Genomic DNA, 15,466 nt, shown 5'->3' on the forward strand with positions numbered 1-15,466 from the left:
CAACATCAGTATTGCCCTTTTCTTTCCTGAAAATGTGTTGGTTTATTAATTGTTTCCCCGCCTTCAAGCAACCAGTTAGCCGTGATCTCGATCATCTGTTTGAGCGTAACCTGCGGATAACCAAACAGCCTGAACGATTCAGCCGCATTACTCAATAAAGCCATCGACTGTTCTTCATTTTCAAACGTAGGTATTTTATCAAAATGTTTCCCGAACTCGGCTGCCAGCCATCTGACCGAAACTGTTTCCGGGCCGGTTATATTTAAAATTTTAGACGGGGAGTTGCAATGCAGCAACGCCCGGATCGCCATTTCATTCGCATCACTTTGCCATATTACATTCACATAACCGGTCGACAAATCAACGGCTTTGCCCGCCAAGACTGACTTTGCCACTTCCAGCAGCACACCGTAGCGAAAATCGATCGCATAATTTAAACGGTACAACACCAATGCCGTCCCATGTACCGAAGAAAAGTGCTGGAAGATTCTTTCCCTTCCCAGGCATGACTGACCATATTCTCCAACGGGTTCAGGTTTGGTTTCTTCGGTTGCACCGCCTGAACCTACCTGTGTATACGGATAGATATTTCCAGTTGAATAAACCACGATCCGGCTGTCCTTATATTTTTCGGCTACGCGGCCTGGCAGATACGCATTCATCGCCCAGGTATAAGGCTCATTATTTTTGGTCCCGAATTTTGTTCCCGCCAGATACAGGACATTTGGCGCGAACGGCAAAGCCTGTAATTGTGCGTCGTCCAAAATGTCGGTCGTGATCGTTTCGATGCCATCGCTGTTTAATTCCTGCTGCAAACCCGCTTCGCTAAACCGGGAAACACCAATCACCCGGTTTGTTTTACCGGCGAGGTCGAGTGCCTGCCGCGTTAATCTGGCTATGCTTGGACCGATTTTCCCGCCGGCACCAAGGATCAGGATATCTCCTTCCAGCTGTGCTACATCTCTGATCAACGCATCCGAAGGTTTTAAAAACTGTTCTTTTACGGTCATTTCTTTTAATGGAAAAGAGGATTATTAAATAATTCCCTGCAATTAATAATGGCGAGCGAGATGATAATGAGCAACCCAAATCCGCCGAAAAATTTCACTGTGTTACTGTTAACCTTATCTCCCATAATTTTTTTATCATTCCCAACCGAATACATCGCGATACCGATAAAGGGTACGATCAGGATGGTTACACTTTGGGCAAAAACGATGAGTTCCAACGGTAATTTACCGAATTTGATCGCAATGCCTGCTCCGATAACCATCACCGTGGCCACAAGATAACGCACCGGTTTTGAATTAAAATTACTTCCAAAACCCAAAGCATCGCCCAGCAAGGTGCCGCCAACCGAGGCATTCCCAATCAGGGATGAAAATGCCGCACCGAACAAGCCGATCAAAAAAACGGTGGAGGCATTACTTCCAAATATCGGTTCAAGTGCTTTGGCCATGTCCGTTGCCGAGTTTACGGGAATCCCTTTCGGATGTAAAACAGCGGCAGCACAAATGATCACGATGCTGCACATGAAACCCAACAGGATAATACCGGTGATGCTATCGTTTTTACTGTTTCTCAAGTCAGGGTTGATGCGGATCCGTTCCTGAATCAGGTAGGATTGATATAACGCGCCTACAATGGAGAAACAGGAAGCTACAAAAGCAATGATCAGGCCCTGTGAACCTTCAGGGAAAGTCGGGGTTACGTATCCTTTTGCAACTTCTACAACATCGGGTTTTGCATAAAACAAGGTCGTGAAGAATGAAAACAGTTTCACGAAAATCAATAGGATCATCGTGCTTTCCAGTACTTTATAAAAGCTTCGGAAGAAAAGCAGGCTGATACCAAAAAGATTGAAAAAGATGATCCACGGGACAGGTGAAGTTTTGAAAAGCTCTCCCGCCGCAATGCCTACGCCAATGGAGTTGCCCGCCTGAAAAGAGGTAGTCACCAGAAAAACGCCGATTCCCATGGCAATGGACGCCGGTTTGCCGTATTTCTGCTTGACCGAAGCCAGCAGCGACTGATTGGTTGCAACGCCAATCCTTGTTGACATCGACACAAAAACAGCCATAAAAAAAATCGCTACGACGACGATCCAGAGCAAGGAATAGCCGTAAACGGCGCCTAGCTTGGAAGTGATGGTCAGTTTACTGGGACCGAACACGAGGGCCGCAGTGATCAGGCCAGGCCCCAGTGACTTAAGCCACCGGAGCATGAAATTTTTGTTGTTTTCCAAAGCCAGCTGTTTGAGAAAGGAAAATATAAAAAAGGCTGAATTATTTTTTCTTCGTTTTTGCCATGATACTTTCCAGCGTAATGCTTTTTCCGCCCTGGCGCTTGCTTTCGTCGGCAGCTTCCATAAAGGCGAAAATTTCAATGGTTTCTGCGGGTGTTACGGGAACTTGCCCGGTTTTGAAATATTTGATAATATCCACCAGGAGCGGTTCGTAGCCACCGTAAGGTCCCAGTACTTTATTACCATCCTGCGTGAAAACGGTCCCGCCGTAGTTGTGTTTCCCGCTTCTCGTGCCTCTGAATGTTCCGGTTCTGCCGTCTCCCCAGATGCCAACGACAATATCCGTATCAGGTGTGTTGACCCGGGTTACACTTTTGCAGCCTGTTCCCATGATGGTATACAAGGTTTCCACACCGTGAATACCGTACCAGAAAAAATCAGGGTGCGTTTTTTCCAATACTGCCGGACTGTACGTATCAGCACCAACAACTTTCGCCTTGTCAATACTCTCTATGCCTTTGATATAACGTAGGGAAGACGCTGAGAAAACGGGTATGTTGTATTTTTTTGAAGCTTCATAAATCGCGATGGCATCGGATAAGGTGCCCGCAACCGGCTTGTCGATAAACATTCTTTTGCCCGCTTTGAAAACTTCCAAAGCCTGTTCCAGATGCAACCGTCCGTCGTTGGTTTCGAGTAAAACAACATCCACTTTTGAGAGCAGCTCTTTAATGGAACCGGTGATTTCAACACCCATGTTTTTTACTTCTTCGGTGTAGCCCGGAATCCTTTTGGCACTGGATTCAATGTCTTTGCTTCCGTGCGGATAAGCGGCCACAACTTTGTAACCGTCATAAACCGGATCCGGAGAAGCAGCGTTTAGGGCTTTGGTAAAAGCAATGCTGTGGGAAGTGTCCAGACCGATGATCCCAACTCTTTTACCGTCGGACTGACGGGCCAGAGCGGGTAATCCATCCATCAGGTGCAGACCTACACCGGATACAACGGCTGCTTTAATGAATAATCTTCTGTTGTAAGAATCCATCAATGAATAGAATAACGGGTTTAGGAATAGCTTCGAAATGTGTTGTTATCGGGTACGTACCCGTAAATATACAAACAAATTTTAAATACTACGATTTTTTGAAAAATATATAAAAAATTCTGTAAAAATGATTGAACAACCTATCTTTTGGCTTAAAAACAGACAAATGGCATTCAATTAATTCTATCGTGCTAATTCTGGTAAAATTCGTAGTTTTCCTTGGTAATGATGTCAATAGGCATGTACTGGATTTTCTCGACCGAACTCCCCATGACCAGGGTCTGGTATAAGGCCATCATGGCACGGAAGGCCTGTTCTTCTGGTTTATGACAAATCAGGAAGTCGATTACGCCGGTATTTAAATGCTGGAGGTTTTCCTTGATAAAGTCGTAACCGATTAACGGTATGTTTTTTCGCTGGCTGTTTTGAAGAAAGGAGGCGACGGTGAAAACCCTGGAATTCGTTACAAAAATGGCTTCAATATCTTTATGCATGTGAAAAACATAGGTCATGTGCCGGGCGACTGAGAGATAATCCGTTTCTTTCATATCAATGCGGATAATTTCGTTGTCCATATGGTTGTCTTTAAAATAAGCGCGGAAACCTTCTTCGATTTGCAGATAGTTGTAGTTTTCAATCTCTTTTGAAATATTGACGACCAGCACTTTGTTATTACTTTTGACACGATAAGTCAGAAGTTTTGCACCGACGTAGCCGCTTTTAAAAAGATGCGGACCTATATAGGACAGACTGTGCTGCTCAGGAATATTGGAATCTATGAAAACGTAAGGGATTTTGAGTCTCTGGCATTCCTGTGTAAACCAAATCGACTGTTCGATAAAAGATGGAGACAACAAGACACCGTTCACACCTTTTTCGAGTATCAGATTTGACTGTTTTGTAAAGGAATCTTTATCACTAAGGTCGAAGAAATAGGGGATGACCTGGATACCATATTGTTTTATTTCGGCCTCTGCACGGTGAATACCGCGTAAAGGCGCCTCCCAGAAATCCGTTTCCCCAGAAACCCTCGGAATAAGAACGGCCAGAATAATAATGTTTTTTGACGCGAGTCGGCTTGCCAGGATATTAGGCTGATAGTCCAGTTCTTTTATGATCGCATTGATTTTTTTTCGAGTTTTTTCCGAAACGCCGGTGCGGTTATGAATCACCCTGTCCACCGTCGCAATGGATACGTTGGCTCTGCGGGCAATTTCCTTTACACCAAAATACGTCGAATCTTTTTCCATTTAAGTTAAAATTAACTTTCAATCAGCCTGAGCACGGCTAATAATTAGTAGATAATGTCGAATGTAGCGAGGCTTTTGTAAATAACAAAAAAAGATATTTTTGGGAACAATCTTAGCATGTTCCCAAATGATTTACCAGAAAGAAATTGCATATCATTTTTTGCTTTTTACATTTGCATATAAAATCTATGGTATAAGTATATTAATAAATCCACAAAAACACTTCCACATAAATTTAAACCTATGATGCTCAATTACATGGCACTGGCCGTTCCGGTTTTCCTTTTTTTTATAGGACTGGAATATGTGATGTCCAAAAGATTAGGGAAGCATGTTTTTAATTTCAATAGTTCACTTGCCAACATGAATGTGGGGGTGGCCGAGCGGTTGATTGATTTGTTTACGGCTGGCGGATTTTATTTTTTTTACGATTATCTGCATCAGCATTTTGCCATTTTTGACATAAAACCCAGCATTTTGCTTTGGATAGCCCTGATGCTGACGACGGACCTGCTTTGGTACTGGTACCATCGTTTTGGGCATAAGGTTAATTTGTTCTGGGGTTTTCATGTAGTTCACCACCAAAGCGAAGAGTTTAATTATACGGCCGGAACGCGGATTACGATCTTTCAGTCGGTTGTCAGAACAGCGTTCTGGGCCATTTTACCCGTGATCGGTTTTCCCGCGCCGATGATCACGACCATGCTTATCATCCATGGATTATATCCTTTTTTTACGCATACGCAGCTGGTAGGCAAGCTGGGGATTCTGGAATATATATTGGTGACGCCTTCCCATCACCGCGTCCATCATGCCAGTAATGAACAGTATCTGGATAAGAATTTTGGCGATATGTTTATCATCTGGGATAAATTGTTCGGGACTTTTGCGGAAGAAAAAGAGGACCCGGTTTATGGCTTGACCAAGCAGCTCGATAGTTATAGTTTCCTTTGGCAGCATTTTCATTATCTGGTTGAACTGCGCTATGCAGTGAAAAATCAGACCGGTTTTCTCAATAAAATAAAAATGATCTTTGGCAGTCCTGCGGATTTTGATCCGGCATTACGCGGCTTGGTGGAAAGGAAATTTTTATCCAGAAATAAGGTCAGGACACGCTCACAAAAATTCAGACATTATGTGCTGGGGCAATTTATTGTGACGGTGACGGTGCTGTTTTTTCTATTGCTATTCGAGCATCAGACTGATAATTTCCTTCAGACCATGGTGGCGTTATTCATTTTTATTACGCTCATTAACTGTGGTGCCATCCTGGAACAACGTCGCTGGGTTTTTTATCTGGAATTCGTCAGAGGCTGTCTGGTGATCATCACCACTTTTTGCTATTATCCGGACCCGACGATTATTGCATCTTTAATCCTGTTAATTGTGGCTTCGCTGGCTTATTTTTCATCTTTGCAAAAACAATATCTTCAGTTGGTTTACGGAAGATAAGGCAAGGATGTTGATCAGTAGCAGGTGTATGCATGAAAAAATCTTTAAATGGGAAGTGGGTTTGTCTGGCGATTGGTTTGATCCTTGGGATAGGAGCCGGGGCAAGGGCGCAAAATAAGACATTAATCTATTCTGATAACTTCGAAAAAACGCTTAATCCTGAAATCTGGAAGGCGGAAATTGCTCCCTTACCCAATTCGTCGGTTACCATCCAGGATGGAAAACTGATTCTGGATACGCGGGGTGGGGTGACGGTTTGGTTTGCAAAGAAACTCGAAGGGAATATTGAAATCGAATACGATTGGACCGTGGTCGTGGATGGAGGTAAAAATGACCGCTTATCGGATCTGAACCAGTTTTGGATGGGGAGCGACCCGCAAAATAAAAACCTGTTTACGAGAAAAGGCGTGTTTGAAGAGTATGATTCGCTTTCACTGTACTATGTTGGCATGGGCGGGAATGCCAATACCACAACACGGTTCAGGAAATATCGGGGAAACGGGGCGCGAACGCTGATTCAGGAATATCTGGATAAAGAACATTTGCTTAGGGCAAATCATACCTATCAAATCAAAATTGTCGTAGAGAATGGCGCGACCGGTTTTTGGGTAGATGGGAAGCAATATTTCTTTTATCAAGATAAGAATCTTTTAGCAGAAGGATACTTCGGGTTCCGCTCTACACAATCACGACACTATATTGATAATTTTAAAGTATTTCGGTTAAAATAAATTTTTATTAATTTATTTAGCCTATATATTTAATAGATTATTAAATTTGCCACCTAATCGTTTAATAAGTTGGCAGACCAAAATCAACATGAGCAGCATCTACTTTTCGCTTTGTCACAAAGTGATGAATGTGCTTTTGCTGAAATCTATAAAACTTACTGGAAGTTACTTCACGATACGGCTTACAAGCGGCTTGGCGATAAAGATCAGGCGAAAGACGTGGTTCAGGATATTTTTGTTAAACTCTGGGATCAGCGGGAAAACCTGGCAATCGATAATCTGAAAGCCTATTTACAGACCGCGGCGCGCTACCAGGTCTACAATCTGATCGCGCGGGAGAAGGTCAATGATACATATTTCAAGTATCTTGCTACTTTCGAAACCTCACTGGGCGCTGCCGATCAAAATGTGTTGTACGCTGAATTGCAGGAAAGATTTGGTGCTATTTTAAACAAGATGCCTGTAAAAAGGCGCGAAGTTTTTGACCTTCGTTATGAAGAGGGACTTTCTACGCATGACATTGCCGAGAAATTAAACATTACTCAGAAAACAGTACAGAACCAGTTAATAAAAGCTGTTGACACGATCAAGGAGGCATTGTTAATGCTTTTTCTTCTGCTTGCCTTTCTATTCAGATAGATCCTTTTAAGGGAGTTTTATTGCTAGAAATATTAGGGAGCACTACACCTGGCCAATACGGTCTGTTTAACTATCCTATAAATATTTGCACAACCAATAACCCTGGATTAGTAAACCGGTGCGGAGCACCGCAATATTGGTAGAAATCAGCAAAGCCGTGATGAATAAAGGTGCAGCGCACTGCAATAACCCTACCGTCAAACCTCTGAATATTCGCCCTCATTTTCTATTGACTTGTAATCGTTATCGGAGGTTATGAAAAAAATAAAACTTTTTTTTCAACCTGCGTGGGAGATTTTACTTTTCGATTGACTAGTTAGTATATAGACTAATAGTTAAATGAACATGCGGTCACTTACGACGTTGATTAAGAAGTTTTTAAACAATCGCTCGACGCAGGAGGAAAATGAATTTCTGAAAGCGTACGATGATTCGTTTGAAGCTGAACCTGTACCCGAACTTTCCGAGTCACAGGAAGCAAGGCTGGAAAATGAGATCTTTCAAAGGATCACGTCCCAAATCCAGCACGACCGGGAAGAAAAAGTGATCCGTCACGTTCAGTTCAGAACCTTGCTGATGGCTGCATCCGTGCTGCTGGCACTTGGTATCGGCTGGTTGTTTTATACCAAATGGAATAACATTCTGGACATTGTCTCGCCTGTCGCATACACCGAATTGCAGGTTCCTGCCGGAAAATTATCCAAAATAACCCTGGCTGACGGTACAGAGGTGACACTGAATGCAGGAAGCAAACTGAAATATCCCAACCTTTTCAGAGGAGCTCTTCGGGAAGTGCAACTGGAAGGCGAAGGTTATTTTGAGGTAACAAAACGTCCGGAGCAGCCCTTCATCGTGCGTACTGAAAAACTTCATGTCCAGGTTCTGGGCACGAGTTTCAATATCCGCTCTTACGAGCAGGATGCCCGCATGGAAGTTTCCGTGGTCAGTGGCAGAGTGGCCGTGGATTCAAATGAAAAAGGAGCCGGCCAGTCTGTTTTGCTTACACCGCAGCAGAAGGCAAGTTACACGGTGGCAACGGGCGTTTTAGAGAAAGGTATATGTGAAAGTGCGGATGAAATCGCCTGGCAGAATGGTGTACTTAATTTCAGAAACAACTCGATGAAGGAGGTTGCGAGAGTTTTGGAAAGGAAGTTTGACATCACCATCCGTCTGGATGCCGCCATGGAAAATTGCAACGTATATGCCCAGATTGGCAATGAGCCCGTTGATTTGACACTCAGAGCTTTAACCCGTTTGATGGATGCGAAAATCAAAAAGGTTAACGATATCTACCACATTACCGGCGCAGGATGCACCTCAATTTAACCCGCTTATGCAAAAATTAAACCCACCATGACCCTAGTCAGCATGGTACGCTGATGTCGAAACATTATTAAATGTAGCAGGTAATTAAAACTTAATTTTTTAATCGTATGAAATCAATATCGTTTACCAAACGATCCCGTCTTTTTGCAATAAAGTTGTCGGTAGTTTTCTTGTTGATAACCGGCATCGGGAGCGCCGTTGCATTTTCGGACGTGGCACAGGCGCAGAAACTCCTGGAACAAAAAACAACTTTTTCGGTGCAGAACAAGTCTTTGCCTGCTGCGCTGGACCAGTTATCCGCGCAAACAAAAATCAAGTTTATGTATGCTGCGGAGGTGCTGAAAAAGACAGGGAAAGTGTCGGTCAATGCAAAGGACCAGACTGTTAAGTTAATCCTGGCAAGCATTTTGAAACCCAATCATCTGGATTATGAGGTGGAGGGGAACTATGTGCTGATCAAAGCCGAGACACCCAAAGCAATGCCTGTGAAACAAGTCGGCATGGTGGAGAGCGCTCAGCCGGTAGTGCAGGATATTCTTGTAAAAGGAAAGGTAACCGACGAAAAAGGAGAGGAGTTGCCGGGTGTTAATGTCCTGGTGAAGAGCAGTCGGGTTGGGACATCAACCGATATTAACGGGGATTTCCAGATCAGCGCGCCGGAAAAGGGAACACTTGTTTTTTCTTTTGTAGGTTACAAAGCGCAGGAAGTGGCCATTGGAAGCCGTGATAACATCACTGTTCAGCTGAAACCTGACCAGAGTTTGCTTGATGAAGTCGTGGTGGTGGGTTATGGAACGCAGAAGAGAAACAGCCTTACCAACGCGGTGTCAACGATTACCGGAGAGGACGTTGCACGCAGACCGGTTTCCAATATTCAGCAATCTTTTCAGGGACTTATGCCGGGTGTGGCGGTGAATGATTTGGGCGGTTCACCAGGGAAATCCAATGCTACGATTCGTGTTCGCGGGATCACTACTTTTAATATCAACGGAAGCAGCACCAGCGGGTACGATCTTGGTAAAAACGATGCACTGGTCATTGTAGATGGAATTGAGCAGCAACTGAGTGATATTAACCCGGACGATATCGAATCCGTCTCGATTTTGAAAGATGCAGCTTCGACTGCCATTTATGGTTCGAGAGCAACGAACGGCGTTGTTTTGATTACAACCAAAAGGGCCAAAGGGAGTAAAATTCAGGTTGATTACCATGGTTATTATGCGATCCAAAAATCGAATAATGTGCCAAAAATGATGGGACTTGAGGCATACATGCGCGAGCAGGTAGCTGCCTATACCAATGCCGGATCGGCAGTTCCGGCACGTTTTACGGAGGAGTCCATCCAGGCCTATGTCAACGCGACTGATCGTGAAAAATATCCTTTGCCCAATACCTGGTTTGAAACTTTGTTACGTGCTGCCCCTCAGCAAAATCACAGTTTATCGATCGCCGGGGGAAATGATGTATTGCGGACGCGTTTGAGTGTTCGTTATCAGGATCAGGACGGGGTTATTAAAAACTTTGGCAACAAGATCGGTGAATTCAGATTGAATTCTGACTATGAAGTTTCGAAGCGAATTCGCGTGAGCGCCGATATCAATTATCGTTACAATGTGACCGAAAATCCGACCACCAACACAGATGCTTCGGTCGGGACGGTCGTTTCGCCGCTTAATAACTTTTTCCACGGGTCATTGTGGGCGGTTCCTAAATATGCGGACGGCACCTACGGTTTGAGCACCCAGGGAAATAATCCGCTGATGTTTATTGAAATCGGAGGGCAGTCGAAACAGCGGACGGATTATCTGGCTGGTTATGTAAAAGGCGAATTTGAGATTGCCGAAGGGTTAACTTTCTCGACACAGATTGCCGGTCGCGGGCTTTTCACCCAACAAAAGAATTACACCAACGCCTATACCAATACGGATAAAAACACCAACATTACCAAAACCATCGCAAATAGCAGTTTGTACGAAATCCGGAATACGCTTCGGGAATATACACTCAATAATTTGCTGACGTATGAAAAAACTCTTGACAGCCATAACCTGAAAGCACTGGTTGGCTATTCACAAATTGGCAATACCCAAACATTTTTAATGGCCTACCGTGAGCGTTTTTACAACAATGATATTGGCTCAATCGGTCAGGGAGCAAATGATGGGACAAAAAATAATTCAGGACGTGACGCGGTTTATGGCCTGCGATCATTTTTCGGGAGGTTAAATTACGACTACAATGGAAAATATCTGGTTGAGGTAAACGGTCGTTATGACGGTTCTTCCAAATTTACCAGCGCAAAACAATACAGTTTTTTTCCATCGTTTTCGGCGGGATGGAGAATTTCAAAGGAAAAATTCTGGGAAGGACTTGAAACAGCGGTTAATGATTTGAAATTCAGAGGATCGTGGGGTAAAACTGGAAACCAGTCGGTTGATTTGTACAGTTATTACGCCGCTTTGACTGCAAACGGATACAGTTTCGGGGGAACACCGGTTCAGGGATACCGTCAGAATACACTTGCCAATACAAATCTTGGCTGGGAGTCCACAACGCAGCTGGATTTAGGCCTGGATGCAGCATTTTTTCATAAAAAGTTAAACCTGACGATCGATTACTATAACAAGCAAACGGACAATATCCTTTTAAACCTCGATATTCCTGCAACAATTGGTCTTACTGCGCCTCCGCAAAATGCAGGATCGGTTCGAAACAAGGGCTGGGAGTTTAGTTTGAATTACCGTGGAACGCCAGCGGCTTCCGGTTTCCGTTACAGTGTGGGTGGTAATTTGAGTATCAACCAGAACATGGTGACGGACCTCAAAGGAACGGGGCCATACATCACGGGTTCTGATATTGACCCGCGTTATATCATCAAAAAAGGTCTGCCGATTAATACACTCTGGGGTTATAAAACCGACGGACTATTCCAGACGCAGCAGGAAATTACGGATTACAAAGCTACCTATGCGGCCAATACGAAACCCGGTGATGTTAAGTATGTGGATTTGAACGGCGATGGCAAGATTGACGCCAACGATATGACCAACATCGGTAATTCATTCCCAAAATACACGTTTGGCATGAATGCAGATTTCTCTTATAAGAACTTTGACCTGACCATTCTTTTCCAGGGTGCCGCAAAAGTGGATTCAAGACTTGCCGGTGCATTGGCTGAAATGGGCAATCAGGAAGGTTTTACACATGAGATTTATACCAATAATTACTGGACACCGGAGCACACGGATGCCCGCTTCCCACGTCCGGTGAAATACGATTTACGTAACGTGGCGACCTCCGACCGGTTGGTGTTAAATGGCTCTTACCTGCGTCTTAAAAATGTTCAGCTGGCTTATAACGTACCAACTTCTTTGAGCCAGAAAATACATTTGAACCGGGTGCGCGTGTACATTTCTGCGACAAACCTTTTTACGATCTCGAAACTTAACGAATGGAATCTGGATCCTGAAGCACCGTCAGGACGTGCGGTGTATTACCCGCAAACGGCCTTGTATACCGCTGGTTTGAACCTGCAATTCTGATCGTATTCATTATCATTAGCTTGAATTATCATGAAAAAATATAAATTAAAAAGTCTGATTTTGTCCCTGGCAGCTATCTCGGCAGGTGTTTTGGTTTCCTGCGACAATGATCTGCTGGAAACGGTTCCAAATGACCGCTTATCCGTCGATGTGTTCTGGCGAACAGAAACGGATGCCAAACTTGCCGTGAACGGATTGTACACCGATCTTGACAGCACAAATATCGTAACCTGGGACGCTTTGACCGACATTGCCCACACCAACCAGAATTTTGACGTGCAGGCTTATGTTGAACTTGGGGTGTATGACGGTACGAGTTCGAAAATCTATGGCGAGTGGAAAAGGGCTTACCGGGGAATTCGCGCCACCAGCTATTTTCTGGAAAATGTGGACAAAGTTACATCGACCAATACGGCGCTGATTAACCAGCTGAAAGGGGAAGCGAAAACGTTGCGCGCTTATCAGTACATCAAACTGGCAGGTTTTTATGGTGATGTACCGCTTGTCACTTCGTCGATTACCATTGATGAGGGCAGGGCGTTAAAAAGAGCTCCGGTATCCGAAATCTGGGATTTTATCGACAAGGAACTGACAGAAGCTGCTGCGCTGCTGCCAGCTACTTATCCGGCAACGGACAGGGGACGGATTACGCGGGGGGCTGCTTTGGGCTTATTGGCAAGGGCAAATTTATACGCGGGTCGTTACCAGAAAGCGGCTGATGCGGCAGACAAGGTGATGAAACTTGGTATTTATGGTGTGTATGAATCTTATGAAAAGTTGTTCAGCTATGCAGCGGAAAATAATAAGGAGGTTTTGCTGGACAGACAATTCATTAAGGACACCTATAAAATTGATATTTTCCAGCTTCTGGGGCCTTACAGTCAGAAAAACAGCAACAGCAGCTACGTGCCGACGAAAGCATTGGTGGATACTTATGAAACGCTGGACGGTAAGAAAATTACGGATGCCGGCAGTGGTTACAACCCTGCGACACCGTATGCCAACCGGGATAGTCGTTTGAAATATTCTGTATTTCTGGATGGAGATATTCTGCCGGGCGGAAATGTTTTCAAACCACAGCCAAACAGTGGAACGGCGGATGCGGTAGGAAGTACCTACATCGCTTCAACGACCGGATTTAACATTAAAAAATATATTCTGGCAGATGACTTTGCGAACCCGGGCAATAGCGGAATCAACATCATTTTACTGCGTTACGCAGAAATATTGCTGACCTACGCAGAAGCAAAAATTGAACTGGGGCAGGCCGATGCGGGCGTGTTGGCCGCAATCAATACAGTGAGAAATGGCAGAACGGATGTGAAACAACCCTCTGTGACGAGTACTTCACAGGCGGAATTGAGAGAAATTGTACGTCGTGAAAGAACGGTTGAACTGGCTTTTGAAGGCCAGCATTTGTTTGATATCCGTCGCTGGAAAACGGCTGAGAAAGTGATTCCGGGCCCCGTGTATGGTATCACTTACAAAGATGCAAGCGGCGCTTTGGTGACCGTGCAGGTCGTTGCCGTGAACAAAGTATTTGATGTAAATCGTCATTATCTTTGGCCGGTTCCGCAAAAGGAAAGAGATCTAAATCCATCGTTAACACAAAACCCAGGTTGGTAGTATGTTGAAAATTAAAAAGTTAAGACTCATTTTTTTGTCGTGTTTTGGTTTATGCCTTGCTTTGTTCATGGTGGCTATGGCGCCTAAACCGGCTTCCAAAACGCCCAATATTGTTTTATTTTTTATAGATGATATGGGATACGGCGATTTATCCGTCAATGGCGCGTTGGGATATAAAACACCGAATATCGATAAAATGGCAGCTGAGGGAACGCGTTTCACGAACTTCATGGCGGCTCAGGCGGTGTGCAGTGCGTCACGTGCAGCTTTGCTGACGGGCTGTTATCCAAACCGTGTGGGGGTTTCCGGTGCATTTGGACCAAAACAGGGGATAGGACTCCATCCGAAAGAAGAAACCATCGCTGATTTGTTGAAGGCCAATGGTTATACGACCGGTATTTTTGGCAAATGGCACCTCGGCAGTGACTCCATATTTTTACCGTTGCAGCAGGGTTTTGATGAATATTATGGGGTTCCTTATTCGCATGATATGTGGCCGCTGCATCCATGGCAGGCACAGGCGAAATATCCGCCGCTTTTCTGGATTGACGGCAGCAAGCAGGTTAAGGAGATCAAAAACCTGGATGATGCAAGTCTGATCACACCGACCGTGACCGAGCATGCCGTTTCATTCATCAGAAAAAACAAAAAGAAACCATTCTTCCTCTATGTTCCGCACCCGATGCCGCACGTGCCATTGGCTGCTACGGATAAGTTCAAAGGAAAGAGCGATCGTGGAATTTTCGGTGATGTGTTGACCGAACTTGACTGGTCGGTTGGACAAATTATGAAAGAGTTGAAAGCCCAGGGATTGGACGATAATACCATTGTCATTTTCACGAGTGATAATGGTCCATGGTTGAATTATGGCGATCATGCTGGTTCTTCGGGTGGTTTTAGAGAAGGAAAGGGAACTTCGTTTGAAGGCGGGCAGCGTGTCCCGGCAATTATCCGCTGGCCGGGTGTTGTACCAGCCGGAAGGGTTTCGAATAAGTTATTGTCCAATATTGATATCCTGCCAACTTTGGTTAAACTGACCGGAGCGAAATCTCCGAAGGAAAAAATTGACGGTATTGAGTTTGCTGCGTTGCTGAAAGGCGACGATACGCAAACCCCGCGTGAAAATTTCCTTTATTACTATCGTAAAAACAGTTTGGAAGCTGTCCGGAAACATGACTGGAAACTGGTTTTCGCGCATCCCGGACGTACATATGAAGGATCGCTGCCAGGAAAAAATGGTCAGCCAGGTCCTGCGCCGGAAAATCATGATTTTCCGATAGCACTTTATAACCTGGGTCGTGATCCGGGTGAGCGTTATAACGTGTATGAGCAAAATCCTGAAATTGTTGCCGAGCTTGAAAAGATAGCGGAGGCCGCAAGGGAAGATTTAGGTGACGATTTACAGAAACGTACCGGAAAAAGCGTGAGACCGGTTGGAAAGCTGGACAAGTAATAAAACTGGTTGAGAAGGAGTATGAATGCGTGAAATGGAGATTCTGTGTTAATAACCAATCACTTGTTAATTTATTTTTATAAATTTATGTTTTAGGCGGCACTATGTCAGCCTGTTTAGGGGTGGTCCATCGGGACTGCCTCTAACTTTTTAAAGT

Annotated in this window: 11 protein-coding genes; 7 read left to right on the plus strand and 4 right to left on the minus strand. The window is 44.5% G+C overall.

Going from position 1 to position 15,466, the window contains the following annotated elements; translation table 11 throughout:
• Positions 1-5: 5 nt before the first annotated feature.
• From RB622_RS09705 to RB622_RS09720, 4 genes are all read right to left on the minus strand, one after another.
• Positions 6-1,010, minus strand: coding sequence for an NAD(P)-dependent oxidoreductase (locus tag RB622_RS09705; RefSeq protein WP_308046351.1), 1,005 nt, complete (start codon positions 1,008-1,010; stop codon positions 6-8).
• 5 nt (positions 1,011-1,015) lie between these two features.
• Positions 1,016-2,245 (minus strand): Nramp family divalent metal transporter, encoded by a 1,230-nt coding sequence (locus RB622_RS09710; RefSeq protein ID WP_308046352.1) that lies wholly within the window; start codon positions 2,243-2,245, stop codon positions 1,016-1,018.
• 40 nt (positions 2,246-2,285) lie between these two features.
• Complete coding sequence (locus tag RB622_RS09715; RefSeq protein ID WP_308046353.1) at positions 2,286-3,290, minus strand: Gfo/Idh/MocA family oxidoreductase; 1,005 nt, start codon at positions 3,288-3,290, stop codon at positions 2,286-2,288.
• A 191-nt stretch (positions 3,291-3,481) separates the two neighbouring features.
• Positions 3,482-4,540 carry a LacI family DNA-binding transcriptional regulator gene (locus RB622_RS09720; RefSeq protein WP_308046354.1) on the minus strand — a complete coding sequence of 353 codons (1,059 nt, stop codon included), beginning with the start codon at positions 4,538-4,540 and terminating at the stop codon, positions 3,482-3,484.
• A gap of 243 nt (positions 4,541-4,783) precedes the next feature.
• On the opposite strand from RB622_RS09720, the gene RB622_RS09725 reads away from it, so the two are divergent.
• The 7 genes from RB622_RS09725 (at position 4,784) to RB622_RS09755 (ending at position 15,309) form a co-directional block, all read left to right on the plus strand.
• Entirely contained in the window at positions 4,784-5,992 is a 1,209-nt protein-coding gene (locus RB622_RS09725) for a sterol desaturase family protein (protein ID WP_308046355.1), read from the plus strand.
• 32 nt (positions 5,993-6,024) lie between these two features.
• A complete protein-coding gene (locus RB622_RS09730; protein ID WP_308046356.1) occupies positions 6,025-6,723 on the plus strand; it encodes a DUF6250 domain-containing protein in 699 nt (232 codons plus the stop codon).
• A gap of 69 nt (positions 6,724-6,792) precedes the next feature.
• On the plus strand, positions 6,793-7,362 hold the full coding sequence (locus RB622_RS09735) for a sigma-70 family RNA polymerase sigma factor (RefSeq protein ID WP_308046357.1): 570 nt from the start codon (positions 6,793-6,795) through the stop codon (positions 7,360-7,362).
• A 345-nt stretch (positions 7,363-7,707) separates the two neighbouring features.
• Entirely contained in the window at positions 7,708-8,688 is a 981-nt protein-coding gene (locus RB622_RS09740) for a FecR domain-containing protein (protein WP_308046358.1), read from the plus strand.
• 107 nt (positions 8,689-8,795) lie between these two features.
• Positions 8,796-12,230, plus strand: coding sequence for a TonB-dependent receptor (locus RB622_RS09745; protein WP_308046359.1), 3,435 nt, complete (start codon positions 8,796-8,798; stop codon positions 12,228-12,230).
• A gap of 30 nt (positions 12,231-12,260) precedes the next feature.
• On the plus strand, positions 12,261-13,856 hold the full coding sequence (locus RB622_RS09750) for a RagB/SusD family nutrient uptake outer membrane protein (RefSeq protein ID WP_308046360.1): 1,596 nt from the start codon (positions 12,261-12,263) through the stop codon (positions 13,854-13,856).
• Between the two features lie 67 nt (positions 13,857-13,923).
• Positions 13,924-15,309, plus strand: coding sequence for a sulfatase (locus RB622_RS09755; RefSeq protein ID WP_308046364.1), 1,386 nt, complete (start codon positions 13,924-13,926; stop codon positions 15,307-15,309).
• Positions 15,310-15,466 lie beyond the last annotated feature (157 nt).

It is taken from the genome of Dyadobacter sp. LHD-138 (assembly GCF_030929615.1).
GTDB lineage: Bacteria > Bacteroidota > Bacteroidia > Cytophagales > Spirosomataceae > Dyadobacter.

Excerpts from the sequence above, each read along its gene's own strand:
- RB622_RS09745 (WP_308046359.1), top strand. The coding sequence starts at position 8,796 with ATGAAATCAATATCGTTTACCAAACGATCCCGTCTTTTTGCAATAAAG.
- RB622_RS09740 (WP_308046358.1), top strand. The coding sequence starts at position 7,708 with ATGCGGTCACTTACGACGTTGATTAAGAAGTTTTTAAACAATCGCTCG.
- RB622_RS09725 (WP_308046355.1), top strand. The coding sequence starts at position 4,784 with ATGATGCTCAATTACATGGCACTGGCCGTTCCGGTTTTCCTTTTTTTT.
- RB622_RS09730 (WP_308046356.1), top strand. The coding sequence starts at position 6,025 with ATGAAAAAATCTTTAAATGGGAAGTGGGTTTGTCTGGCGATTGGTTTG.
- RB622_RS09750 (WP_308046360.1), top strand. The coding sequence starts at position 12,261 with ATGAAAAAATATAAATTAAAAAGTCTGATTTTGTCCCTGGCAGCTATC.
- RB622_RS09755 (WP_308046364.1), top strand. The coding sequence starts at position 13,924 with ATGGTGGCTATGGCGCCTAAACCGGCTTCCAAAACGCCCAATATTGTT.
- RB622_RS09715 (WP_308046353.1), bottom strand. The coding sequence starts at position 3,290 with ATGGATTCTTACAACAGAAGATTATTCATTAAAGCAGCCGTTGTATCC.
- RB622_RS09720 (WP_308046354.1), bottom strand. The coding sequence starts at position 4,540 with ATGGAAAAAGATTCGACGTATTTTGGTGTAAAGGAAATTGCCCGCAGA.
- RB622_RS09705 (WP_308046351.1), bottom strand. The coding sequence starts at position 1,010 with ATGACCGTAAAAGAACAGTTTTTAAAACCTTCGGATGCGTTGATCAGA.